General features: G+C 67.7%; 24 protein-coding genes and 1 other RNA gene. 15 read left to right on the plus strand and 10 right to left on the minus strand.

Going from position 1 to position 22409, the window contains the following annotated elements:
* Positions 1 to 14: 14 nt before the first annotated feature.
* Positions 15 to 1238 carry a helix-turn-helix transcriptional regulator gene (locus NL115_RS14100; protein ID WP_254829985.1) on the minus strand — a complete coding sequence of 408 codons (1224 nt, stop codon included), beginning with the start codon at positions 1236 to 1238 and terminating at the stop codon, positions 15 to 17.
* A gap of 196 nt (positions 1239 to 1434) precedes the next feature.
* Between NL115_RS14100 and NL115_RS14105 the strand changes: the two genes are divergently transcribed.
* Complete coding sequence (locus NL115_RS14105; protein ID WP_254829986.1) at positions 1435 to 1845, plus strand: CoA-binding protein; 411 nt, start codon at positions 1435 to 1437, stop codon at positions 1843 to 1845.
* 47 nt (positions 1846 to 1892) lie between these two features.
* On the opposite strand, the gene NL115_RS14110 is transcribed toward NL115_RS14105, so the two are convergent.
* Positions 1893 to 2246, minus strand: a complete 354-nt coding sequence (locus NL115_RS14110; protein ID WP_254829987.1) for a DUF5798 family protein — start codon at positions 2244 to 2246, stop codon at positions 1893 to 1895.
* Between the two features lie 126 nt (positions 2247 to 2372).
* Between NL115_RS14110 and NL115_RS14115 the strand changes: the two genes are divergently transcribed.
* From NL115_RS14115 to NL115_RS14140, 6 genes are all read left to right on the plus strand, one after another.
* Positions 2373 to 2777 carry a DUF7548 family protein gene (locus NL115_RS14115; protein ID WP_254829988.1) on the plus strand — a complete coding sequence of 135 codons (405 nt, stop codon included), beginning with the start codon at positions 2373 to 2375 and terminating at the stop codon, positions 2775 to 2777.
* An 89-nt stretch (positions 2778 to 2866) separates the two neighbouring features.
* Positions 2867 to 3182, plus strand: an RNA gene (gene ffs / locus NL115_RS14120) — signal recognition particle sRNA.
* 97 nt (positions 3183 to 3279) lie between these two features.
* Positions 3280 to 5328: a formate dehydrogenase subunit alpha gene (gene fdhF / locus NL115_RS14125; RefSeq protein ID WP_254829989.1), complete on the plus strand. Its 2049-nt coding sequence runs from the start codon at positions 3280 to 3282 to the stop codon at positions 5326 to 5328.
* 100 nt (positions 5329 to 5428) lie between these two features.
* Complete coding sequence (locus tag NL115_RS14130; RefSeq protein ID WP_254829990.1) at positions 5429 to 5875, plus strand: pyridoxamine 5'-phosphate oxidase family protein; 447 nt, start codon at positions 5429 to 5431, stop codon at positions 5873 to 5875.
* A gap of 129 nt (positions 5876 to 6004) precedes the next feature.
* Positions 6005 to 6679, plus strand: a complete 675-nt coding sequence (locus NL115_RS14135; protein WP_254829991.1) for a DUF998 domain-containing protein — start codon at positions 6005 to 6007, stop codon at positions 6677 to 6679.
* A 126-nt stretch (positions 6680 to 6805) separates the two neighbouring features.
* Positions 6806 to 7975: an acyl-CoA dehydrogenase family protein gene (locus NL115_RS14140; RefSeq protein ID WP_254829992.1), complete on the plus strand. Its 1170-nt coding sequence runs from the start codon at positions 6806 to 6808 to the stop codon at positions 7973 to 7975.
* 65 nt (positions 7976 to 8040) lie between these two features.
* Here the strand turns inward: NL115_RS14140 and NL115_RS14145 are convergent, their stop codons facing one another.
* A complete protein-coding gene (locus tag NL115_RS14145; RefSeq protein WP_254829993.1) occupies positions 8041 to 8460 on the minus strand; it encodes a DoxX family membrane protein in 420 nt (139 codons plus the stop codon).
* Positions 8461 to 8700: 240 nt separating this feature from the next.
* On the opposite strand from NL115_RS14145, the gene NL115_RS14150 reads away from it, so the two are divergent.
* Positions 8701 to 9090 carry a DUF5658 family protein gene (locus NL115_RS14150; RefSeq protein WP_254829994.1) on the plus strand — a complete coding sequence of 130 codons (390 nt, stop codon included), beginning with the start codon at positions 8701 to 8703 and terminating at the stop codon, positions 9088 to 9090.
* A 6-nt stretch (positions 9091 to 9096) separates the two neighbouring features.
* Here NL115_RS14150 and NL115_RS14155 read toward each other — a convergent pair whose 3' ends face one another.
* Genes NL115_RS14155 through NL115_RS14165 form a run of 3 tightly spaced genes read right to left on the minus strand, consistent with a single transcriptional unit; the run spans position 9097 to position 10790 of the window.
* Positions 9097 to 9669: a PH domain-containing protein gene (locus NL115_RS14155; RefSeq protein ID WP_254829995.1), complete on the minus strand. Its 573-nt coding sequence runs from the start codon at positions 9667 to 9669 to the stop codon at positions 9097 to 9099.
* Complete coding sequence (locus NL115_RS14160; protein WP_254829996.1) at positions 9666 to 10259, minus strand: PH domain-containing protein; 594 nt, start codon at positions 10257 to 10259, stop codon at positions 9666 to 9668. The genes NL115_RS14155 and NL115_RS14160 overlap by 4 nt, the downstream gene beginning before the upstream one ends.
* A gap of 51 nt (positions 10260 to 10310) precedes the next feature.
* A complete protein-coding gene (locus tag NL115_RS14165; protein ID WP_254829997.1) occupies positions 10311 to 10790 on the minus strand; it encodes a MaoC family dehydratase in 480 nt (159 codons plus the stop codon).
* A 118-nt stretch (positions 10791 to 10908) separates the two neighbouring features.
* Between NL115_RS14165 and NL115_RS14170 the strand changes: the two genes are divergently transcribed.
* The 3 genes from NL115_RS14170 to NL115_RS14180 all read left to right on the plus strand — a co-directional run bounded on the left by NL115_RS14170 (position 10909) and on the right by NL115_RS14180 (position 12456).
* Positions 10909 to 11199, plus strand: coding sequence for a ribonuclease P protein component 4 (locus NL115_RS14170; protein WP_254829998.1), 291 nt, complete (start codon positions 10909 to 10911; stop codon positions 11197 to 11199).
* 91 nt (positions 11200 to 11290) lie between these two features.
* A complete protein-coding gene (locus NL115_RS14175) occupies positions 11291 to 11536 on the plus strand; it encodes a YhbY family RNA-binding protein (protein ID WP_254829999.1) in 246 nt (81 codons plus the stop codon).
* Positions 11533 to 12456, plus strand: coding sequence for a mechanosensitive ion channel family protein (locus NL115_RS14180; protein WP_254830000.1), 924 nt, complete (start codon positions 11533 to 11535; stop codon positions 12454 to 12456). Before NL115_RS14175 ends, NL115_RS14180 begins: the two co-directional genes overlap by 4 nt.
* Before the next feature lie 746 nt (positions 12457 to 13202).
* On the opposite strand, the gene NL115_RS14185 is transcribed toward NL115_RS14180, so the two are convergent.
* Positions 13203 to 14939 (minus strand): sensor histidine kinase, encoded by a 1737-nt coding sequence (locus NL115_RS14185; protein ID WP_254830001.1) that lies wholly within the window; start codon positions 14937 to 14939, stop codon positions 13203 to 13205.
* A gap of 431 nt (positions 14940 to 15370) precedes the next feature.
* Here NL115_RS14185 and NL115_RS14190 point away from each other — a divergent pair, with 431 nt between their 5' ends.
* A complete protein-coding gene (locus NL115_RS14190; RefSeq protein WP_254830002.1) occupies positions 15371 to 16195 on the plus strand; it encodes an enoyl-CoA hydratase/isomerase family protein in 825 nt (274 codons plus the stop codon).
* Between the two features lie 165 nt (positions 16196 to 16360).
* Positions 16361 to 16735: a hypothetical protein gene (locus NL115_RS14195; RefSeq protein ID WP_254830003.1), complete on the plus strand. Its 375-nt coding sequence runs from the start codon at positions 16361 to 16363 to the stop codon at positions 16733 to 16735.
* A gap of 54 nt (positions 16736 to 16789) precedes the next feature.
* Here NL115_RS14195 and NL115_RS14200 read toward each other — a convergent pair whose 3' ends face one another.
* The 3 genes from NL115_RS14200 to NL115_RS14210 all read right to left on the minus strand — a co-directional run bounded on the left by NL115_RS14200 (position 16790) and on the right by NL115_RS14210 (position 20302).
* Positions 16790 to 18508, minus strand: coding sequence for an acyl-CoA carboxylase subunit beta (locus NL115_RS14200; protein ID WP_254830004.1), 1719 nt, complete (start codon positions 18506 to 18508; stop codon positions 16790 to 16792).
* 105 nt (positions 18509 to 18613) lie between these two features.
* Entirely contained in the window at positions 18614 to 19501 is an 888-nt protein-coding gene (locus NL115_RS14205; RefSeq protein ID WP_254830005.1) for a class 1 fructose-bisphosphatase, read from the minus strand.
* A 6-nt stretch (positions 19502 to 19507) separates the two neighbouring features.
* Positions 19508 to 20302: a class I fructose-bisphosphate aldolase gene (locus NL115_RS14210; RefSeq protein ID WP_254830006.1), complete on the minus strand. Its 795-nt coding sequence runs from the start codon at positions 20300 to 20302 to the stop codon at positions 19508 to 19510.
* A 109-nt stretch (positions 20303 to 20411) separates the two neighbouring features.
* Between NL115_RS14210 and NL115_RS14215 the strand changes: the two genes are divergently transcribed.
* Together NL115_RS14215 and NL115_RS14220 are read left to right on the plus strand one after the other, a co-directional pair.
* Positions 20412 to 21623 (plus strand): hypothetical protein, encoded by a 1212-nt coding sequence (locus NL115_RS14215; protein WP_254830007.1) that lies wholly within the window; start codon positions 20412 to 20414, stop codon positions 21621 to 21623.
* A 49-nt stretch (positions 21624 to 21672) separates the two neighbouring features.
* Positions 21673 to 22344: a metallophosphoesterase family protein gene (locus tag NL115_RS14220; protein ID WP_254830008.1), complete on the plus strand. Its 672-nt coding sequence runs from the start codon at positions 21673 to 21675 to the stop codon at positions 22342 to 22344.
* Positions 22345 to 22409: the final 65 nt, after the last annotated feature.

Here is a 22409-nt window from a genome sequence, read left to right on the forward strand (position 1 = left end):
CGCCGGCAACCGCCTCACTCCTCGTCGTCGAACGGCGACCCCGCGGCATCCGGCTCCATCCCACGCTTCGAGATGATGTTCTCGCGCCCGACCCGGAGCTTCGATATCTGCTCTTCCTCCTCCATGTCCGAGAGGAGCATCGAGACCTTCGATTTCGACCAGCCGGTCTCCTCGACGATGTTGACCTGCTTCATCCGGCCGCCGTTCTCCTCGAGCAGCCGCATCACGCGCTCGTCGTCCTCTAGCAGTTCCTCGTCGGAGACGGCCGGTTCAGGGGGGGCGTCGACTGTGCCCGCGGCGCCTGCCGCGCCCGTCGCCCCTGCGTCGCCGGCCTCGGCCGCGGCTCCCCCGCCCGTACCGCCGGAGCCGCTCGCGTCGTCTGCCGCCGCGTCCCCGCCATCGTCGCGGCCCGGGAGCGCGCCCGCGCCGTAGGCCAGCGCGGCTCCGAGGCCGAGCAGCACGACCACGCCGAGTCCGAGAATCGGGAGGAAGCCCGTCGAACCGTTGGCGGGGGATGTCGCCGACGTCGTTGGTTCACTGGACCCATCTGTCGGCGTGGGGGTGGACGGCGGGACGAGCCGGACCTGCGGCCGTTCGTCGACGAACGACCGTTCACCGACCCAGGTCAGCGTGTCGCTCGTGGCCAGCGAGTCCTCGTCGAGAATCGGCTGTGGTGCGGCGGACTGGAACCGGAGGTTCGGCCCGTGCTGCACGACGAGCCGCTGGCCCGGGCCGATGTAGAAGCCGCCCGCGAACACGTCACCCATCTCGACCGTCCCGTCGACGCGCGTCGCGAAGTTCGACCAGCGGAAGCTCATCCGGACGATGCCCTGGTTGTCCGTCAGCGTGGTGATTCGCGCGTCCTTCGAGAAGCCGGAGGCGTTCATCTCCCGGCCCGTGGCGTTTGTCCCCTGCGCGGTGACGCTCCGCGTGCGCTCCTTGAAGTTCGTGTAGAGTTCCGTCTCCTGGGAGTTGAACCGGTCGGCGTACGCCCGGAAGTCCTCGCGCTCGGACTCGTTGTTCAGGTTCACCTTGTAGACGAACGTCCACCGTGCCGAGGTGTTCTCGTAGACCCTGATACGGAACTCGGTGGAGTCGACCTCCTGGTTCCCGACCTGTGCGACCGCGGGACCGCCCGGCGCGCCGACGCCGCCGGCCGCGGCTGACAGCGCCAGCGCGGGCGCGACGCTGGCGACCACGAGGAGTACCACGAATCCGACCGCACCCGGCCGTGTCATCTACACTACCTCCGCCCGGCGTGGATGATAAAAACTGCGAGGTACACCGCTGCCCCATCCCCCCCGGCGACCGGCCGTGAGATACCCACGGGAGCGGCGGCGCCCCCGGTTCCGATATGCCTGCCTCTCGGTGGTATCGACTCCCGCGACGCACCGCCGCGCCAACCTTTACCCCCGTCGGGGAGTTGTGCCCCGCATGCCTGTCGACTCCGATGCGGCACTGCGCGAGATACTCGAGATGGATACCATCGCCGTGGTCGGGATGTCCGACACCCCCGGGAAGGCCGCACACGGCGTCCCGCGCTATCTCATCGAACACGGCTACGACGTGATTCCGGTCAACCCGACCGCCGACGAGATACAGGGCCGGCCCGCCTACGACTCGCTTTCGGAGGTCGAGGAGGAGGTCGACGTGGTCGACGTGTTCCGACCCAGCGAGGAGGTCGCCGGCATCGTCGACGAGGTGCTCGCGCGCGACGACGTGGCCGCGGTGTGGCTCCAGCTGAACATCCGCGACGATGACGCCGGCGCGCGTGTCGAGGAGTCGGGCCGGACGTTCGTCCAGGACCGCTGCATCAAGGTCGTCCACCGGCGGCTTCTGGGCTGATTCCATCAAGTGCCCGCCCACACCGGGGCAGCGCCCCCACGGACGCCCTACGACCCCGTCCCTTCGGCGTCGGCGACTCCCTCGTCAGTTCTGGACCCATCGCCCTCCCCCGCATCGGCGCGCGCGTCGGGTGCAGGGTCCGGCTCACCGGGTTCGGCCTCCTCGATAGCCGCCTCCGCGAGCACCTGCTCGACGTCCACGTCGGCGTCGCGGGCGAGCGCCTCGACGAGCGCCCCCTGGTCGTCGAGGTCCCGTTCCAGCCGGCGGACCCGTCGGTTGGTGTCGATGACCGTCTCGCGCATCTGCTGGACCTGGTCGCGCAGTTCGTTCAGTCGCTTGTACGTCTCCTCTGCCATGTCGACGATCTGCTGGAGCTTCTTCGTCGCGCCTCCGAGGGCCATACCGGCCCTTCCGGCCGGGGGACCCTATCCGTTGTGCCTCGGGGGGCCTCGAGCGCGACGGCTCCACAGCACGCCCGCGCACCCAGAGACGCCGTCGTTAAGACGCGGACGCCCGCATCGCCCGACATGGACCGGACGAAAGCGGCCCCGACGCTGGGCATCGTTGGCTGTCTGCTCGTGCTGGCGGCGCTGGTGTGGCCGTACCTGCAGGAGACGGCGTCGTCGGTGTCGACGTACTACGGGTCGGGCGCCGTGACGCCGCTGGCCGCTGGCCTGCTCGCGTTCGTGAGCATCATCGTCTTCGCCGCTGGGCGCGAGGAGCGCTCGGACCCGGCGCTGGTGGCGGGCGCCGCGCTCGTGTTCGGCCTGTTCGTCCTCGCCATCGACGTCTCCTTCGCGTTCACCGCGCGGGTCGATGTCCTCGGCGGCAACGCTGCGTCACTCACCTACCAGCGGTGGGTCCTCGCCGCCGTCTCGGTCGTGCCTGCGGTCAGCGCGGGCTGGTACGCACGGACGCTGGGACTGCTCTGATGCCGCCGCAGTGGTGGTTCGGCACGTGCCACGCCACCACGCGTCGTCGACTTCCCGAAAGGCCCTTAAGCCGGACCGGTGTACCCTCAAATCGGACTAGGTCGGGCAGTTAGGCCACTGCTCCATCGCCTCCAACGGTCTTCATGTTGGGACCGAACACCGGGCGCGTCTGGGAGAACCAGTGCGGGCCCTGCGAGCCAACGTAGAAGCCTCGTCCCACGAGGGCAGCGGTCCGGGCACCGGCCTCTGCAGGGAGGTACGAGCCCGGTTAACCCCGAGAACCCCGTCAGGCGCGGAAGCGAGCATCGGTATCGGGGACACCTGTCGCCCGTGGGGTCGCGGGGTGGAGAAGGCGAGCAGGCCTCACCCGTGCTGGAACCCCCAGGCAACCTCGGGAGTCCGACCATTCATCCCGGTTCATCACCCGACGAGCGACGCTGCTGTCATCCGCTCGTGGCCACCTCCCCGATAGCGATTTGTGAACTCGTCCCAAGACCTCACCATGAGCGACAGCGAGCGGTCCTTCCGGAGCGCCCCCAGCGTCTGTCCGTTCTGTGGTGTCGGCTGCAGCCTCCAGTACACCGAGGAGACGGGGTCGGCACGCGGCTGGAAGGGCCCGGTCAATCGGAAGGGCGAGATCTGTCCGAAGGGGGGTGCCGCGTGGCAGATGGTCGAGGACGAGGACCGCCTCACCCAGCCGCTCGTCCGCGAGTCGGGCCGACTGGTGACGGCCTCGTGGGCGGAAGCCCTCGACCGGGTCGTCGAGTCGTTCACCGACATCGTCGAGACCGAGGGCGCCGACGCGCTGGCCGTCTTTGCCTCCTCGAACTGCACGAACGAGGAGAACTACCTGCTCCAGAAGCTCGCGCGCCTGCTCGGCACCAACAACGTCGACAACTGCGCCCGGCTCTGCCACTCCTCGACCGTCGCCGCGATGGGCCAGCGGTTCGGGGCAGGGGCGATGACCAACACGCTCGACGACCTCGGCGAGGCGGACGTCTTCCTCGTCGCCGGCGCCAACCCCGCCGAACAGCACCCCGTCATCTTCCGGTCGTACCTCTACCCCGCCATCAAGAACGGGACCGAACTGGTCCACATCGACCCCCGGGAGAACGCGACCACCGAGGCCGCCACCCACCACCTCCCCGTCCGGCCGGGCTACGACATCCCGCTGCTGAACGCCATCGCCGCGGTCCTCGTCGAGGAGGGACTGACCGACGAGCCGTTCCTCGACGAGCGCGTCGAGGACGTGGCGGCGTTCCGCGAATTCATCGCGGGCGTGGACGTCGACGCGAACGCGGAACTGGCCGGCGTGGACCCGGAGACGCTCCGCGCTGCCGCCCGAGCGTACGGCGAGGCCGACCGTGCTGCCGCCTTCACCGGGATGGGTATGAGCCAGCATCACTGCGGGACGGACAACGTCCACGCCCTGCTGAACCTCGCGCTCCTCACCGGCAACCTCGGCAAGCGCGGGACCGGCGTCAATCCCCTGCGCGGGCAGAACAACGTGCAGGGCGCGGGCGACGTAGGGGCGCTCCCGAACGTCCTGCCGGGATACCAGCCTGTCACCGACCCCGAGGCCCGCGAGCGCATCGCGGCCGAGTGGGGTGTCGAACCGCCCGCCGAACCGGGACTGACGGAGGTCGAGGCCACCCACCGCTTCGGCGACGAGGTCCGGGGCGCCTACATCTTCGGCGAGAACCCCGCCGTGACCGAGCCGAACGCGAATCGGGTCGCCGGGGCGCTCGACCGGCTGGACTGCCTGGTCGTCCACGACATCTTCCACACCGAGACGGTCGAGCACGCCGACGTGGTCCTCCCGGGGTGTGTCTGGGCCGAGAAGGCCGGCACCGTCACCAACACCGACCGTCAGGTCATCCGGATGCGGCCGAACGCCGACCCGCCGGGCGACGCGCGGCGCGACCTCGACATCGTCCGCGAGCTGGGGGCGCGCCTCACCGGCCAGCCGTTCGACTACGACGGCGCGGCGGGCGTGTTCGAGGAGATAACCCGGGTGGCGCCCATCTACGCGGGGATGAGCTACGACGGCATCGGGACGGGCAGCCAGCGTTGGCCGTTCCCGGAGGGCGCCGACGAGGGCGTCGGCGTCCTCCACGCCGGGCGGTTCGAATCTGGCGACCAGCGCGCCCCGCTCGTTCCGGTCGAGCACGTCGACCCGGTCGACCCGGTGGCCGACGACGAACTCGTGCTGACGACGGGGCGCGTCCTCCAGCACTTCAACAGCGGCGCCGTCACCCGCCGCTCGGGGACGCTGATGCGGATGCGTGGCGAGGATGTCCTCCAGGTCCACCCCGACGACGCAGCGGCGCGTGGCATCACGGAGGGCGACACGGTCGAGGTGGCCAACGACCGCGGGCGCGTGACGCTGGCCGCCGAGGTGACACCGGCCATCCGCCGTGGCACCGTCTTCGCGACGTTCCACTACGCGGACCCGCTCGTCAACCGGCTGACGGGCGACGAACTCGACCCCGTGGCGAAGATTCCCGAATTCAAGCACTCGGTCGCGCGCGTGACCGTCGTCGGGGCCTGACGGCTCCCGGTGGGTGTCTACCCCTCGCGCTGCCCGGCGTGGCTCCCACGCCGCGAGAACGGCGGGAGTGTTGAAGCCGCGGTGGTGCGTCGCCTCGCGTATGGACATGGAGAACATCCAGTACGCCACGACGCGAGGGCTCCGCGACGAGGAGGTCGAGGAGTTGCTCTCGACCCACCACGTCGGCGTGCTCTCGCTCGCCGACGGCGGCGACGCCTACGCGGTGCCCGTCGACTACCACTACGACGGCGACCACTTCTACGTCCGGCTTACCGACGACGGGGAGAGCGACAAGCTCGAGTTCCTCGCGGCGACCGAGCGTCCCGAGTTCCTCGTCTACGGCCACGGCGGGGACTACGAGTCCTGGAGCATCCTCGTCCGCGGCGACCTCCACCAGGTCGACCCCGACGAACTCGGAATCGACGCCGCGACGGTCAACGACTGGTTCGGCCCCGTCCGGGTGTTCGACGAGTCCATCTCCGGGCTGACCCTCCGGCTGTTCGAACTGGCGGTCGAACGCCTCGTCGGGCGGGCCACCATCGGGTAGCGAACCGGTCGGCTCACGTCGCGGGGCCCGTGGCGGGCTGCCAGCACTGCTCACTCACCGTCCCCACCGGAAGAGAATCATCACTACTGGCACCCTGCCGGGACGCGTATCTCCACTCGGTGACCATCCATGACCGAGACACCACTCCCGGAACAGGAACAGAGGCGGGAACGAGCGGTATCGACCCACTCCCGTGACATCGAGGGGACCCGGCGGCTCGCCGGTGGCGTGTTCTTCGCGCTCGGCGCGGGCTTTCTCACCGTCGTGATGCTGGCCGCGGCGATGGTGCCGGGGTACGACTTCCGGAACGGCGCCATCAGCGACCTCGGCGTCGCGCCGGAGACGGCACTCGTGTTCAACGGCCTGCTCGTGCTCGCCGGCATCGCGAACATCGCGGGCGGCTACCTGCTCTACCGCGTACACGGCAGGCGGTGGTTGCTGGGGACCTTCGTGCTCGCCGGCATCGGCGCGGTCGTCACGGGCGTCTTCCCGCTCGACACAGGCGCACCGCACAGCCTCGGCGCGCTGTTCGCGTTCGTCTTCTTCAATCTGCAGGCACTCGGCCTCGCGACCCGACTCACGGGCGTGCTGCAGTGGCTGTCGGCCCTGGCGGGCGCGCTCGGCCTCGTCTTCGTCGTCGTGATGGTCGTCGGGGACGCGGGGAACACGGCCGTGTTCGGCCCCTTCGGACACGGTGGGACCGAGCGACTCATCGTCTATCCGGTGATGCTCTGGCTGGTCGCACTCGGCGGCTACCTGCTCGGTGGCGGCTCGCTGACCGGGACTGCGGTCGGCGGTCGCTGACGCGGTTCCGGACGACCAACTCGACAAGAGGTGGTCGACCGACCCGGCACCAGCCGGGACTACGACTTAAACGCCCTCATCGTGCGGGGGGTAACCGCTAAGTTGTGCTGCTCGTTCTCACCCTGCATGGCAACCGGCGAATCGGAGCTGCACGACATGATCCGTGACTCGGTGCAGGACCTCGCGGCCGACTTCCCGCGCGAGTACTGGCGCGAGTGCGTCGAGAACTACGAGTTCCCCCGCGAGTACTGGGACGCGCTCGCCGACGACGGCTGGCTCGGCGTCGCCATCCCCGAGGAGTACGGCGGCGAGGGACTGGGGATGCTGGAGATGACCATCGTCATCGAGGAGCTGTCGCGGGCCGGGACGATGGGCGGCATCGTCTTCGTCCTCACCCCCGTCTTCGGCGGCATCGGCATCCAGCGCCACGGTACCCCCGAGCAGAAGGAGGAGTACCTCCCGCGCATCGCGAACGGCGACGTGACGTTCTGCATGGGCCTGACCGAGGCCGCCGCCGGGACGAACACGCTCAACATCGACACGATGGCCGAGGAGGTGGGCGACGGCGAGTGGGCGGTCAGCGGGCAGAAGATGTTCATCTCCGGGGTCGAGAACGCGGACACGATGCTGCTCGTCTCCCGGACCGCGGAGTTCGACAAGTCCGACCCGACGGGCGGTGTGACCCTGTTCCTCGTCGAGGACCCCGCGAACCGTGACGCCATCGACCTCACCCACGTCGAGGTCGAACTCCCGTGGTTCGAGAAACAGTACCAGGTCGACATCGACGGGCTCCGCGTGACCGAGGACGACGTCCTCGGGACAGTCGACGGCGGGCTCTACCTCCTGTGGGACACGCTCAACACCGAGCGCATCGCCGGTGCAGCCTCCGCCCTGGGCGGCGGTCTCCGCGCTGTCGACCTCGCAGTCGACTACGCCAACGACCGGAACGTCTTCGGCTCGCCCATCGGCTCGCACCAGGCCATCCAGCACCCCATCGCGGAGTCGTACGCGAAACTGACCGCCGCGCGCGAGGTGACCTACAAGGCTGCGAAGCTCTGGGACGAGGGCGAGGAGTGTGGCACGGAGGCCAACTCCGCGAGCCTCCTCACCAGCGAGTTCGGCCTCGAGGCCGCCGACCGCGCCATCCAGACCCACGGTGGCAACGGCTTCACCCCCGAGTACGAGGTGTTCGACATCTGGCGGAACCTCCGCCTGACGAAGACCGCGCCGGTCTCCAACGAGATGATACTCAACTACCTCGGCGAGCACGAACTCGGGATGCCGCGGAGTTACTGAATACCGCCATAATACGAGATGCAAACGCCATAATCACGCAACAAGACAGATAATCGACCACTATTCTATTTCTTCAGCGCTTCCACCAGCACCGCCCACGCCAGCGCCGCGAGGCCAACGTCCCGCGCCAGCACGTCCCCGAACCGGCCCGCCGTGACCCAGACGATGCCCAGGTAGCCGACGGTCGCGGTGAGCGAGACGGCGGCGACCGCGGCCGCGAACGCGGTGTAGCGGTCGACGATGATGGCGAGACCGAAGGCGAGTTCGAGCCAGCCGTTGAGCAGCATGAAATCGACCGGCGAGAGGACGATGAACGGCTCGAGCCAGTCGACGACGTAGAACGCCCACGCGCCCGGGGCGAGGAGCTTGTGGACGCCCGCGAGCAGGACCATCAGGCCGAGGCCCACCCGGGCGAGTGTCGCGGATGACGGGGCACGCGCCGCTGCATCCTCCCCCCGGCGACGGACAGTATCGAGAACTTCCATACACACCGAGTGGGACGGCGTGGCCGTAATCGGTCCGGTCGTTTTGACCGTCTTGTCAGAAACGCCTTTTCTATCCCATCGGAAGCAGGGAGTGCGGTGGTGGTGCGAGACGGTCGCCGTGGTGGGCGCCGTCACGACGACGGGCGCGCTTGCGGAAGTGGTAGCGGGTACGGTTTCGGTGGTGGTGGTGGTCGCGGCTGGTGGACGCGGTTGCAGTCTCGGTGGTGGTGGCGGACGGTGGTGCATCCCCGCGGGGAGGCCCGGGAGCCGGTTCGACGCCGGCCGGGGGCGTTGCGACTCGAAGCACAGTCACTCTCGAACGCGCTGCCGGTGGAGCGAGACGACATCGCGGTCGCACTGTGGGGCATCCTGGTGGTTGCCACGGTGCTCGACCTCGCGACGACCATCTACGCGCTGGAGTACCTCGCCGCGGTGGAGGGGAACCCGTTCGTCCGCACGCTGCTCGGCCATGCCGGCTACGCCGGCTTCGTCGCCGCGAAGCTGGCCGTGCTGGGCCTCGGCGCTGCCCTGTGGCGGGTCCTGCCACGCCACCAGCAGCTCGCGGTCCCCGCCGGGCTCTCGCTCCCGACGGTCCTGGCGGTGCTGGTCAACGCCACGCTGTTCGTCTGACCGAGGTCACTCCTGTCCCCCGCCGCGTCGCTCGACGGCCGCACGCAGTTCCCTGACCTCGGCCAGCACCTCGGTCCACTGCTCTATGGTTCCGGGAACCGGGTCGCGTGCGCGCTCGGCACGTCGGTCGACCAGCGAACGGACCTCGCGGGGCGTCTCGATGCGGAAGAACGTCGCCGACGGCCCGCCGGCCGACTCGAACGTGACCGTCCCGTAGCCGAACAGCGACCCGGTGATGCTCTGAGTGTACGCGGAGTTCTGCACCCGTTCCAGGCCGACCCGCCGGACCTCGCGCGAGAGCACCCCCGACCGGGCGTACACCGCGGCGTCCGAGACCGCGAACCGGGTCCGCCGGAGTTCGACGACGCGATAGGCTGGCACCGCGAGGCCGACCGGAATCAGGAGCGCCACGAGCGCCCGTGCGAAGAGCGATGCCTCCGGCGGGAGGAAGACGACCCCCGCGACGCCCCCCGAGACGAGCACCAGTCCGCCGAGGACCGCGCCGATGGCGGCCGACAGCCGGGGCGACCCCTGCCAGAGCACGTCCTCGTCGGCGTGCAACAGCAGGTCGTCGGTCATGCGTCGCGGTCCTCGGCGGGGTCGACCGCCGGGGTGCCAGCGCCTCCGTCGTCGCCCTCGACGGCGGTCCGGATGGCCCGCAACTCGGCGAGGATGTCGTCCAGGACGGCGGCCTTGTCCCGGTCCTCATCGCCGTCCCGGTCCGTGCGGATGCGCTCGTTGATACGGCGCTGGAGCGACTGCGGGTCCGCGACGTTCGTGAAGGAGAGTTCGACGCCGGTCCCGCCGGCGGTGCTCACGTCGACGGTGCCGTAGCCGAAGTACGAGCCGAAGAACGACTGGCGGTAGGAGGTGTCCTGTACCTTGTCGAACTCGATGCGCTGGACGTTCCGCGAGAGGATGCCGGTCTTGCGGTAGAGCGCGGTCGTCGTCACGACGTAGTTCATGTTCCGATGCGAGAGGTACGCGCCGACGAGGATAGGGATGCCGACGAGCAGCAGCGACAGCGGGATGCCGACGATGAACGCCGGTACCAGCGACATCTCGTGGGGCGTATCGGCCCAGACGACCGTCTCGTCCGCGTCGAGGGTCAGCCAGTCGAACTCGTCGCTACCGGGCGCGCCCCCGTCGGGCGCCGTGGAGGGCTCCATGGCGGCGACTCGCCGGCACCGTGAATAACCGTTGTGCTGCCGCCCGAGGCGTCAGTCCTCGGCGTGCTCCCGTTTCAGCGACAGCGCCGTCCGGTCGAACTCGCAGACGAGCACGTCCTCTCCCTCGTCGTCCTCCCGGTTGACCGCGAATATCTCGACGTGCATCGTCACGATGCCGCGCTCGCCGTCGCTCGTCTCGCGCTTGTCCGTCACGGTCGACTGCGCGCGGATGGTGTCGCCGTGGAACGTCGGGTTCGGGTGCTCGACCTCGTCGTACGAGAGGTTCGCGACGATGGTCCCGTCCGTCGTATCGGGGATGGTGAGTCCCACTCCGAGCGCCATCGTGTAGAGCCCGTTGACCAGCCGCTCGCCGAAGGCCGTGTCCTCGGCGAACTCGGCGTCCAGATGGAGCGGCTGCTGGTTCATCGTCATGTCACAGAACTGCTGGTTGTCGGACTCGCTGATGGTCCGGCGCTTCCCGTGCTCGATGGTCTCGCCGACCTCGAACTCCTCGTAGTACAGACCCGTCATGCGGGCCGCGTCGTGGGGCGGGGGCTTGAAACGGACGGCTCCGGCAGGTCCCTGCTCGCAGAGAGGCGCTCCCACGCCGACCCGCAACGCACAACCCGGGCCCGTCCGGAAGACGACCGTGGACACGAGCGACCGGACCATCGCGACCGAGCGGGTCGAGCGGCTGCACGACCTCGCTCGCGAGGCCGCCCGCGCGGACCGGCAGGACCGCGCGAAGCGGTACGTCCGGCTTGCCCGCCGGGTCGCCGAGCGACACCGGCTCACCCTCCCGACTCGCTTGCGCCGCTTCACCTGTGACCGTTGCGACGCGTACCTGGTTCCCGGACGCAACGCCCGCGTTCGGACCCGGGACGGCCACGTCGTCGTCACCTGCGACTGCGGCGAACACGCGCGCTACCCGTACGACTGACCACGTCGCGCCGTTCGAGGGCCCGAAACGCCCTTCGAGCGCTGGCCAGGTGTGTAGCCTTTAAACCAGACGCACACGAACGCCGGAGCACATGACGGACGACCTGAACCAGCGGGCCCACGACCTGGACGTGACGGTCTGGGTGGGCAAGGCCGGGCTGGACCCGGTGGTCGATGAGTTGCGCGACCAGCTCGAGAGCGAGGAGCTGGTGAAAGTGAAGTTCCTGCGGTCCGCCCGCGGTGGCACCACAACCGAGGAACTCGCCGAGGAACTCGCCGACCGTGCCGGCTGTGAGCTGTTCCGGACCCGCGGTCATACCGGGGTGTTCCGGCGATGAGTCTCCCGCTGGTCCCCACTCAGACCGGCGTCGACGGGACGACGTTCGTCTCCGACTTCCTGCAGGGACTCGGCGTCCCGGGGAACCTGGCCGACCCCGTAGCCGCGGCGGTCGTGTTCGTCGTCGCCTTCGTCGCCATCTACCTGCTCGGTCGCGTCGTCGTGACGCCGCTGTTCGGCCGGTTCCTCGACCGACGTGACCTCGACGAGCACGCCAAGCGACCACTGAAGAAGGTCATCGGCGGTGTCGTCGTCTTCGTCGCCATCGGTATCGCCTTCGGGCTGGCCGGTTTCGGGAGCATCCTCCAGTCGCTGGCCACCGTCGCCGCGGCCGCGACGCTGGCCATCGGCTTCGCGATGCAGGACGTCATCGCCAACTTCGTCGCCGGCGTGTTCATCTACACGGACAAGCCGTTCCGCATCGGCGACTGGGTCGAGTGGGACGACCGGTCCGGCATCGTCGAGGACATCTCGCTGCGCGTCACCCGTGTCCGGACCTTCGACAACGAACTCCTGACGGTCCCCAACTCCACGCTGACCGACGGCGTCATCAAGAACCCCGTCGCGAAGGACAAGCTCCGGATGAAGTTCGTCTTCGGCATCGGCTACGAGGACGACATCGAGCAGGCCACGGAGATAATCCTCGAGGAGGCCGAGGCCCACGACGATATCCTCGACGACCCCGAGCCCTCGGTCCGGCTGACCGAGCTGGCGGACTCGTACGTCGGCCTCCAGAGCCGTTTCTGGATCGCGAACCCCTCGCGGGCTGACTTCGTCCGCACCCGCGGCGAGTACGTCACCGACGTGAAACAGCGGTTCGACGAGGCCGGCATCAACATCCCCTACCCGCAGGTCGACCTCTCGGGCGGCATCGAGATGGAGGGCCCCGTCGCGGAGGCGATGGCGAAGGGCGACGACTGACACGCATTTCCACTCGTCGAACTCGCCGGCTCTGCCGGCGACTCGCGCTCGCTGACGCTCGTGCGGATGTCGTTCTCCGATTCGGAACCGCTGAATATATCGGTACCTGACAGTATGGTCGTGACCGACTCGGAGATCGTCGTCAGCAATGCAGATACCTTCGTCTCGGGCTCTTTCCCCGTATTGAAATCTTGATCTACGTGCTCCTCGTTCACGACTCAAAACACATACTTTCCTTGCGAGGAGGAGGATTCACATGGTCCCTAGCTTGTCACGAACGGTTGATACAGAAGCCCTTCAGGTCGTTGTCGGTCTCCTCCTGATGTCGTTCATCGTACTGACGACAGTGGAGCATCTCGCAGTCACGTATCTCCCCTCGTGGAGCCGTCTTGGCGACACAGGGACTGCTGGAGCACTGTTTGCGGCCGCAATCTTCGCGCTCGGTTCGTATCTCGCCGTGACAGGGGTTTTCCGCGGAATCGAACGCGCAGTAGAGAGAGCCAACTCTGACGGTAGATAGACCGCCCACATCGACCTCCCCTGCGACCCGCAATCGTTATCGATGTCTGTTGCACCCGCTGTGAAGTTCAGCAATCGCCGAGTGACGTAACTGTTCGCTGTCAGGACCATCGTGACCGACATAGAGGGTGTAGTCAGTACCACAGGCGTGCTTGTTTCGTGCCGAAACTTCTGAACAATCGGTTCAGCGAACCTGTCGATCGAGCAGATCTGAACGAGCCACTGAGTCACGACGTATCGACCAGCGGTAATTCGACCGCAAAGACAGCCCCTTCGGGGTCGTTGTCTTCGACCCAGACCTCACCGCCGTAGTGAGTGACAAGATGATGGACGAGGTGGAGACCAAGGCCCGTCCCGGAGCTGTCAAGTCCTTTCTCGCCCTTCCCGAAGATCTCCTCTTTCTGATTGTCAGCCACTCCTGGGCCGTTGTCTGCAATGCGGACCACAACCCTTCCGTCGTGATTCGTCGCTGACACCGAAATCTCTGGCACATCTTTATCGTTGTGCTGGACGGCATTGGACAGTAGATTCCGGAACACCGAGTCTAACAACTGGTTGGCCCGGACCTGCACTGCTGGGAGCGACCCCTCGACCGTCAGGTTCGCGTTGGGGTATTCGGATTCGATCTTGTCGAGTTCACGCTCGAGCGTGCTGCGGAGGTTGACCCGGTCTTGTTGCTGTGCATCCTCTCGCGACAGCATCACGTCGGCGATATCCCGTGCCGTCTCGGTCAACTCAGCCGCATGGTCGGCACTGCTCTGCAGCGTATCGAGATACTCGGTGCCATCCTCGTCGACGTGATCGGTCAGAAGGTCGCCATACCCCGTCACCACCTGCAGGTCGTTCCGGATATCGTGACGCAGGACCTGATTCAGGATGTCGAGGTCGTTGCGTTGCTCTTCTAACTGCTGTTGAGCCTTTCTGCGTGTCGTGATGTCACGTATCACGAATAACGTGCCGAGTGTCTGTTCAGTCTCCGTGGCGAAATCCGAGGACGAGATCTCGAGATACCGCGTTCCGTCGTCTGTCTGGATATGCGTTATGAAGGAGGGCACGGAATCCGTCCCTCTCAGCGTCTGCTCATCTATCGCAGAGAACAGGTCTGAAATCTGCATCTCGGTAAGTGGACTCCCGACATCGAGCAACGACCGAGCGCTCTGGTTATCATCGATAATCTTCCCACCCGTATCGATGAGCAGATACCCATCGCTCATGTTCTCGATCGTCCGAGAGCGGGCCAGGGCCTTCGTATCGAAGGCCTCGTAGCGGAACGCTGCGTAGCCGACACCTGCCATACCCACGGAGAAGGAAGTGGGTGTCAGAATCGTTCCTGGCGTCTCGAACGGAAGGAGCGAGAACGTCTGTGCGACGGACAACAGCATCGGAGCAAAGATCGCGGTGACGAGAATCGCAGTCTGCCTTCGACCGAGACTCGGGTCGGGCCACGTCTGGTAGACGATGTAGGACAGTCCGATTGTCGCAATGACGTAGAACGCGGATAGGTACGACACATAGATGAGCGTGTTCCCGTGTTCGATGACCGAGAACGCTCCAAACGAGATCAGACGGGGATCTTCGAAGAGGACTGGAACGGGGTCGGTGAATAATAGAACGAACACCGGCAGTAACAATAACACGGCAACAGAGACCGTCTTCCGATTCACCCACCGGCGTGCGTCTCCCATCGAGAGTCCGTACAAGAGCACCGCAGGTGCCGTGGTGAAAGACCCGAAATGGAGCATCTTGTACGCCCAATACGACTGAGCAAAACTAGTCGCAGTCAACTGTAACAGCGCGAAAAATGTCCATAATGTTATACTCGCGGCCAGGACGGTGAACGTCATCACCTGTTTGGTGCGCTCGTACCGGTTGAGGTAGTACGCGGCATAGACCGTTGTCAGTACCCCGACTGAGGTAGCCAACGAGATGAGAATCAGGGGCAGATGGAACTGGAAGCCACCCATACGTTAGTCCAACATAGCCACGCGTACAAGTAACGGCATTGTCATTATCATCTGTTGAGAACGCGTGTTCTGCTATCGATACCGGCCCCGTCGAACCACGTACCGTGCGGAATGTATCCCACGATCCAGCACGACTGCGTGAATATCGTGGGGCGACAGAGTCACCGGCAGAATCTCCGATGGCGGATCTGCAGCGAGACGGAGCGCTGGCGTACGCTCGTCTCTGGAAACCGGGAGAGCCAGTCGAGTTGTCTGAACGACGTCGACCGGTCGGAGATGGGTCGACCCCCTTGCCGCGCCTGCTCGGCTTCCCCACCGATTGCTGACGGGGGGCGACGTGACTCTCGTGACCGACTTCCAGTCTGTACTCGCGAGCCAAGACACCGCGACTAGCGTCCGCCTTTTTCAGGCACTCGCCGGTAGTGCCGGGTATGAGCACCGACGCACACGGCAGCTACGACACCGTGACCGTCCGCCGCGAGGCCTCCGTCGGGCGCATCACCCTCGACCGGCCGGAGGCGATGAACACGTTCAGCACCGACCTGGCGACCGAACTGGACGAGGCCCTCCGCGCACTGGACGATGGGGACGACATCCGGGCCATCGTCGTCGACGGCGCTGGCGAGGCCTTCTCGGCGGGTATCGACCTCTCGGAGTACGACCCGGACGCGAGCGAAGCGGCCCACGAGGAGTGGGTCACCCGGATGGAGGAGCCCTTCCACACCATCCACGGGATGGGAACGCCCGTTGTCGCGGCGGCCCACGGCCACGCCGCCGCCAACGGCATCGGACTGGTCGCCGCGTGTGACCTCGCGGTGGCGGCCGAGGGAACGATGCTCGGCGCGACGGCACCGAAGGTCGGGCTGTTCTGCATGGGCCCGGCGGTGCCGCTGCTGGACTGCCTCCCGAAGAAGCGCGCGACGGAGCTGCTGCTGACCGGTGACCTCATCGACGCGGAGACGGCCCGCGAGTGGGGCCTGCTGAACCGGGTCGCGCCGCAGGGCGAACACGTCGACACCGCGATGGACCTCGCGGAGACGATGGCCGCGAAGAGCCCCGAGGCGCTCCGCCGGGGGAAGCGCGCGGTGAGTGAACTCGCCGGGATGGAGTACGGCGCGGCGCTGGACCGCTCGAACGAGCACTTCGCCGGGCTCTGTGCCACCGACGACGCTCGCGAGGGCATCGCAGCGTTCCTCGACGGGGAACCACTGGACGCCGAGGCGTGGCCGAGCGACAGAATGGAAACAGGAGAATAGGTTCTTTTATATCAAACATAAATTATTTATTCTAGATATAATATATGGGAAGGGCAGATATTGCAATTTCATCTGCGGTCCATAGAGCGGCGTCCGTGCTAACCAGACCCTAATCCGCGATTAGGCACAGTATCCTAAACCGGACAGGTGCCCAACGGTGGGACGATGCCCCCGTCCACGGAGTCTGAAGACTCGTCCGCGGCGGACACGTCGCAGTCGGGTAGCGACCTCGACCAGCGCCTGCTGTTCCTGGTCGGCACCGTGCTGTTCGTGGGCGGGATGGCGGCCGTCGCCGGCGTGGGGAGCGTGGGCGACCTCTCGGTCGCCGGGAGCCCCGAGACACCGGCCGGCCCGACCCCCACGGCACCGGGTGACTCGACGGCCACCCCGACCGCGACGCCCGACGGCGGCGGGGCGGTCGAGACGGCGTCGCCCACGCCGACACCGACGGGCACCGCGACCTCCACGTCGACACCCACGCCGACACCAACACCCGAAGCCACGGAGACCGACGATGGGGTCATCGTCATCGGTGGCTGAGCGGGTCGTCGGGCGAACAGAACAGTAGCGCCGTGGACGGCCCTCGAGGGCCCGCTACAGGACGGTGCCGTGCTTCTTGTCGGGGAGGTCCTTCTCGATACCCTCGTAGAACTCGAAGCGCCGCTCCAGCTGCTCGCGGAGGCTGCTCGGCGGCACCACCTCGTCGATGACCACGTCGCTGGCCATCTTCCGGACGTCGATCTCCTCGCGGAACTCCTCGCGGAGTTCGGCCTCCCGCTGGGCGCGCTCCTCGGGGTCGTCGATGGCGTCGAGCTTGTTGGCGTAGACGGCGTTGATGGCCGCCTCGGGCCCCATGATGGCTATCTCGCCGGAGGGGAGCGCGATGGTCGACTCGGGGTCGTACGCCGGGCCGGACATCGCGTAGATGCCCGCCCCGTACGCCTTCCGCAGGACCACACACTGCTTGGGGACGGTCGCGCTGGAGGTGGCGTAGATCATCTTCTTGCCCTGCTCGAGGATGCCCTCCTTCTCGACCTGCGAGCCGGCCATGAACCCCGGCGTATCCGCCAGGTACAGCAGCGGGATGTTGTACGCGTCGCACTTCCAGATGAACTGCGCGGCCTTCTCGGCGGCGTCGGGGAAGATGGCGCCGGCGCGCTCGTTGGGCTGGTTGGCGACGATACCGACCGGGCGCCCGTCGATGCGGGCGAACGCGGTGAGGATTTCGCTGCCGTAGTCGGGCTGGAGTTCGAACAGCGAGTTCCGGTCGACCACGCGGTCGGTCACCTCGCGGATGTCGTACGCCCGGTTCGGGTCCTCGGGAATCACTTCGTCGATGCCCTTCGGGGCGTACTTCGGAGGAGTCGGGTCGGTTCGGGGGGGCTGCTCGTCGCTGTTATCGGGCAGATAGGTGACTAGCTGGGCGACGAGTTCGCGGGCGTGCTCCTCGTTCTCCGCGATGAGGTCGGCCGAGGAGGAGTGCTTCGCGTGGATCTCGGCGCCACCCAGTTCCTGCAGGTCGATGTCCTCGCCGGTGACCATCTGCACCATCCGCGGGGAGGCGATGGCCATCGCGCTCATCCCGCGGACCATGATGGTGAAGTCCGCGAACACGGGCGTGTACGCGGCCCCCGCGATGCAGGGACCGTACAGCACGCAGATCTGCGGGACCCGACCGGACAGCATCGAGTGGTTGTAGTAGTACTTCCCGATGCCCTCGCGATTGGCGAAGAAGCCCGACTGCTGGTCGATGCGGCCACCCGAGGAGTCCATCAGGTAGAGGACGGGCTGCCCGGTCTTCAGCGCGCGCTGCTGCATCCGGAGGAACTTCTCGACACCCTTCTCGGCCATCGACCCGGCCTTGACGGTGAAGTCGTTGGCCATGAAGTGGAGGTCCCGCCCCTCGAACGTGGCTGCCCCTGTCAGAAGACCGTCGGCCGGGAGCACGTCGTCGGCGTCGAACTCGGCGAACTTGCCGTCCTCGAACACGAGTTCGCTGTCGTCGCCGGCCCCGTCGCCGAACCAGAGGTCGAGCCGGTCGCGAACGAACAGTTTGCCCTGCTCGGAGAGACGCTCCTTGTACTTCTCCTTCCCACCGGACTCTATCTCCTCGATCTGCTCCAGTAGCTCCCGTTCGCGCTCGGTCGGCTCCTTCCCGTCGTCGATGGGGTCGGTGACCTCGTGCGTGGCGGCCGGCTCATCGGCGTCTCCGACGTACACCTCGACCGTGTCGCTCCCGGAGTGGCGCGAGAAGGCGTCCGCGATGGCCGCCGCCTCGTCCGCGCTGGCATCCCCGGAGATGCGTACCTTCATGTGCCGCCCCTCATGGGGGCCGGAGAAAGGGTTTTCCATCGTCTGGAACTCTCCCGGAATTGAGTGTTTCCGCCCCCCCTCCGACCGACTCGAATCGGTCGTCGGTCAGTCCAGTGCGGTTTCGAGTCGCTCGATGTACTCGGTCGACCCGACGTGGACCGGCACCCGCTGGTGGAGTTCCTCGGCCTCGACCTCGAGCAGGGAGCGGTCCCCGTTCGATGAGGCTCCACCGGCCGCCTCGATGACGTACGCGATGGGCGCGCCCTCGAAGACGAGCCGGAGTTTTCCGTCGGGTGCCGACTCCAGGGCGGGATACGCGAAGACACCGCCGTAGGTGACGACCTGGTTCACGTCGGCTATCATCGCCCCGCCGTACCGGAGTTTGAGTTCGTCTTCCACTGCGTCGACGTAGGCCGCGAAGTCGCCGGGCCAGTCCGGGACCCGGCCGCCGAACCCGTAGACGACGGGGTCGTCCGGGATGGTGAGGTCTGGCGTGTCGCACTCCAGAGTGCCGTCCTCGACCACGTACTCGCTGGCGTGGCCCTCGACGGCCAGTGCCATCGTCGTGATGGGGCCGTACAGCACGTAGCCAGCCGCGACGAGGTGGTCGCCCGCGGCCGGCAGGGCGGCGTCGTAGACGCCGAAGATGGTCCCCATCGCGTTGTTGGACTTGAGGTTCGAGGAGCCGTCGAGCGGGTCGCAGGCGACGTGGTACCCTTCGTCGTCGGCGAGGCGCATCTCCTCGCGCTCCTCGCTGGCGTAGCCGCCGACGCCCTCGATGGCCAGCAGGCGGTCCTCCAGCAGGTCGTCGGCGTAGAGGTCGGCCGCGAGCTGGCGCTCGCCGCTGGGGTTCTCGTCGGCGTCCGGGTCGTACATCCGGCGCCCGGCGAGGCCGCCGCGTACGTCCGGCGCGGTCTCGGCGACCGTCTCGACGACGCGCCGTACCGTCGCGTCGGCCCGCGCCAGCGCGTGGTCCGTATCCTGGTCGGCCATCCGGGGTTACTCCGCGGCCGCCAGCGCCTCGTCCACCGTCGCCTCCTCGAAGATGACCTGCTCGAGGGCGTCGAGGATGCGGTGGGGGTTCTCGCGCTGCCAGACGTTGCGGCCCACTGCCAGCCCCTTCCCGCCGGCGTCGATGGTCGCCTTCACGTCCTCGAGGAAGGCGCGGTCGGAGGTCTTCGAGCCGCCGGACATGACGACCTTCGTCGGGCCGGCCATCCGGACGGCCTGCTCCATGGCGTCCTGCGAGCCGGGGAACTTCACCTTCGCCACGTCCGCGCCGAGTTCGAGGGCGAGGCGCGCCGCGTACGCGATGGTGCCGGGCTTCGTGTCGTTCTTGAGCCCCTGGCCGCGCGGGTACGACCACATGACCGTCGGGAGGTCGTAGTCACGAGCGGCCTCCTGGGCACGGGCGAACTCCTCGGCCATCTCGATCTCGTTGTTGGAGCCGCCGTACAGCGTGAAGCCGACCGAGGAGGCGCCGACGTCGTAGGCGTAGTCGACCGAGCAGTTGACGGCCGAGTCCGGCTCACCCATCCAGAGGTTCGACGTCCCGTTGAGCTTCATCAGCAGGTCCACGTCGTCCTCGTAGGACTCGTAGTAGGCCTCGGCGATGCCCTTCTGGACCGCGATGGACGTGACGGCCGGGTGGGTCGCGGCCTCGAAGGTCCGCTCGGGGTCCGCGCTCTCGGGGACCTCCTCGAAGTCGACCGGCCCGTGCTCGAGGCCGTGGTCGTACGCGAGGATGAGCACCTTGCCGTCCCGGCAGAGCGGCGAGTCGTCGATGTCGATCATACAGGTCACGTTGCGAGAGTCCGGGGCAAGAATTTACCGAACGGGCCGGTGGGGGACCCGTGCTATCGTCTGACGTAGATTCTTGCCGGTGGCGGCCCACGACCCACCCATGCGGGACATCGTCGAGGAGGTTCTCGAGGGGGACGGGGAGGCAACACCACCGGGCGAGGTACAGGACGTCCAGGTCGCCGTCGTCGGCATCGGCGCGGCGGGCACCGACCGGCTGACGGGCATCGGCCGACGGCTCCGGGGCGACGCGTTCACCGGACAGGTCCCGACGGACGTGGACGCGGTCGGGGTCGACCTGCCGGGGGAGGAGACGACCGTCACCGACTGGGAGCCCGCGGCGTGGCACGTCGTGGAGTCGCTGAACCGCCCCGACCGTGGCGGCCGACCACAGCTCACGCTTGCGGCCGCGGACCGGCTCCAGCGGTTCTGTAGCGACGAACTCGCCCGGTACGACGTGCTCGTGGCGACCGTCGACGGGACGGACCCGGCCGCCGTCGCGGTGGCGGCGGACCTGGCCGCGACGTTCCGGGGTGGCGTCGCCAGCCCTGCGGTCTGTGTTCCGACCGTCGAGGCCGCGGACCCGCCGACCCCGCTGCTCGGCGCGGAGTCGGGCTGGCTCCCGGACACCCGTGACCGGTTCGGTCCCGACGCCGTCGTCCCCGTCGAACACGGCCGGGCGACGGAGGTTGCGGCCGGCGAGAGCGGCGGGCGCGGACCGCTGGCTGCGGCCACGGAGACGACCGACGACACCGTCGAGCGGGTCGCCGAGGCGGTGACCGCGGCCCTGGCCGAGGCGCTGGGGACGCGGGTCCAGTTCGGGAGCCTCGCCGACGACCTCCACCGCTTCCGGGGCCGTGTCGTGGCCCACGTCGGGCGCGACGACGAGGGGCTGTCGCCCGATGCCGAGGCCCTCGCCGGGGACGCCCTCGCGACGCCGGTGTCGGGCGAGCCGCCGGACTGGCGGCCGGGCGGACCGGTGCTGGCACACCTGCGGTCCCACTCGCCGAACGACGCGGCCATCGACGCGGCCATCGACGCCGGCGTGGACGCCCTCGACGGGGCGGACGGCCGCGGCGAGGTGGGCGGGACGGCGGGCGACGCCCGGACGACGTTCCGCAGCTACCGGCACACGGCGACGCGGATGCACGAGCTGTTCCTGTTCCGTATCGAGCGGCCCGACGAACCGGCGCCCGAACGGCACCCGCACGTCGCGTTCGCCGATGACGACCTCGACGACGACCTGTTCACGCGCGGCGAGGACGACGTGACCGACGAGTTCGATACTGGCTCCGGACTGGACGTGGTCCGGTGAGTCGCGTGCCACCCCAAGACCGTTATCACCGCCCGCAGTAGCCCGCCGTATGCGACTCGGGGTCATCTCCGACATCCACGCCAATCTCGTCGCGCTGGAGGCCGTACTCGAGGACATGCCACCCGTCGACCGGCTGGTCTGTGCGGGCGATGTCATCGGCTACAACCCCTGGCCCGCCGAGTGTGTCGACCTCGTTCGCGAGCGATGTTCGGCGACGGTGGAGGGGAACCACGACCGGAACGCCGATACCCCGAACCGGTACTCGATGAACAAGATGGCCCACGAGGGGCTCAAACTCGCCTCCGAGGCGCTGAACGAGGGCCAGCTCGAGTGGCTCCGGAGCCTCCCACGGTCGGTCGACCTCGCCGGCGACCGGGTGCTGATGGTCCACGACCATCCCGAACACGTCGACCAGTACGTCCGTCCGCACTCGTTCCCGAAGATGCGCCCCTACCTCGACGACCACGACGCCTGTATCCTCGGCCACACGCACGAGCAGCACGAGGCCACTATCGACGGGCGCCTCATTCTCAACCCGGGGAGCGTGGGCCAGCCCCGGGATGGCGACCCGCGGGCCGCGTACGCCGTCGTCGACACGGCCCCGGACCCGATGGTCGCCCACCTGCACCGCGTGGAGTACGACATCACCGCGGTGCAGACGGCCTGCCGGGAGGCGGGACTCCCCGAGCAGACCGGCGAGCGACTGGCGAAGGGACGGTAGCGGCCCGGGCCGCCGAGGACCGCCCCGATATCACCCCCGCCACGCCCAGGATTACAACCACGGTT

The sequence above is a fragment of the Haloglomus salinum genome (assembly GCF_024298825.1).
GTDB classification, from domain to species: Archaea; Halobacteriota; Halobacteria; order Halobacteriales; family Haloarculaceae; genus Haloglomus; species Haloglomus salinum.

Coding starts and splice junctions, on each gene's coding strand:
- NL115_RS14190 (WP_254830002.1), top strand. CDS start 15,371: ATGAGCACCGACGCACACGGCAGCTACGACACCGTGACCGTCCGCCGC.
- NL115_RS14215 (WP_254830007.1), top strand. CDS start 20,412: ATGCGGGACATCGTCGAGGAGGTTCTCGAGGGGGACGGGGAGGCAACA.
- NL115_RS14175 (WP_254829999.1), top strand. CDS start 11,291: ATGACGGACGACCTGAACCAGCGGGCCCACGACCTGGACGTGACGGTC.
- NL115_RS14210 (WP_254830006.1), bottom strand. CDS start 20,302: ATGATCGACATCGACGACTCGCCGCTCTGCCGGGACGGCAAGGTGCTC.
- NL115_RS14135 (WP_254829991.1), top strand. CDS start 6,005: ATGACCGAGACACCACTCCCGGAACAGGAACAGAGGCGGGAACGAGCG.
- NL115_RS14165 (WP_254829997.1), bottom strand. CDS start 10,790: ATGACGGGTCTGTACTACGAGGAGTTCGAGGTCGGCGAGACCATCGAG.
- NL115_RS14160 (WP_254829996.1), bottom strand. CDS start 10,259: ATGGAGCCCTCCACGGCGCCCGACGGGGGCGCGCCCGGTAGCGACGAG.
- fdhF (WP_254829989.1), top strand. CDS start 3,280: ATGAGCGACAGCGAGCGGTCCTTCCGGAGCGCCCCCAGCGTCTGTCCG.
- NL115_RS14205 (WP_254830005.1), bottom strand. CDS start 19,501: ATGGCCGACCAGGATACGGACCACGCGCTGGCGCGGGCCGACGCGACG.
- NL115_RS14105 (WP_254829986.1), top strand. CDS start 1,435: ATGCCTGTCGACTCCGATGCGGCACTGCGCGAGATACTCGAGATGGAT.
- NL115_RS14130 (WP_254829990.1), top strand. CDS start 5,429: ATGGACATGGAGAACATCCAGTACGCCACGACGCGAGGGCTCCGCGAC.
- NL115_RS14145 (WP_254829993.1), bottom strand. CDS start 8,460: ATGGAAGTTCTCGATACTGTCCGTCGCCGGGGGGAGGATGCAGCGGCG.
- NL115_RS14100 (WP_254829985.1), bottom strand. CDS start 1,238: ATGACACGGCCGGGTGCGGTCGGATTCGTGGTACTCCTCGTGGTCGCC.
- NL115_RS14115 (WP_254829988.1), top strand. CDS start 2,373: ATGGACCGGACGAAAGCGGCCCCGACGCTGGGCATCGTTGGCTGTCTG.
- NL115_RS14155 (WP_254829995.1), bottom strand. CDS start 9,669: ATGACCGACGACCTGCTGTTGCACGCCGACGAGGACGTGCTCTGGCAG.
- NL115_RS14180 (WP_254830000.1), top strand. CDS start 11,533: ATGAGTCTCCCGCTGGTCCCCACTCAGACCGGCGTCGACGGGACGACG.
- NL115_RS14185 (WP_254830001.1), bottom strand. CDS start 14,939: ATGGGTGGCTTCCAGTTCCATCTGCCCCTGATTCTCATCTCGTTGGCT.
- NL115_RS14200 (WP_254830004.1), bottom strand. CDS start 18,508: ATGAAGGTACGCATCTCCGGGGATGCCAGCGCGGACGAGGCGGCGGCC.
- NL115_RS14195 (WP_254830003.1), top strand. CDS start 16,361: ATGCCCCCGTCCACGGAGTCTGAAGACTCGTCCGCGGCGGACACGTCG.
- NL115_RS14140 (WP_254829992.1), top strand. CDS start 6,806: ATGGCAACCGGCGAATCGGAGCTGCACGACATGATCCGTGACTCGGTG.
- NL115_RS14110 (WP_254829987.1), bottom strand. CDS start 2,246: ATGGCCCTCGGAGGCGCGACGAAGAAGCTCCAGCAGATCGTCGACATG.
- NL115_RS14220 (WP_254830008.1), top strand. CDS start 21,673: ATGCGACTCGGGGTCATCTCCGACATCCACGCCAATCTCGTCGCGCTG.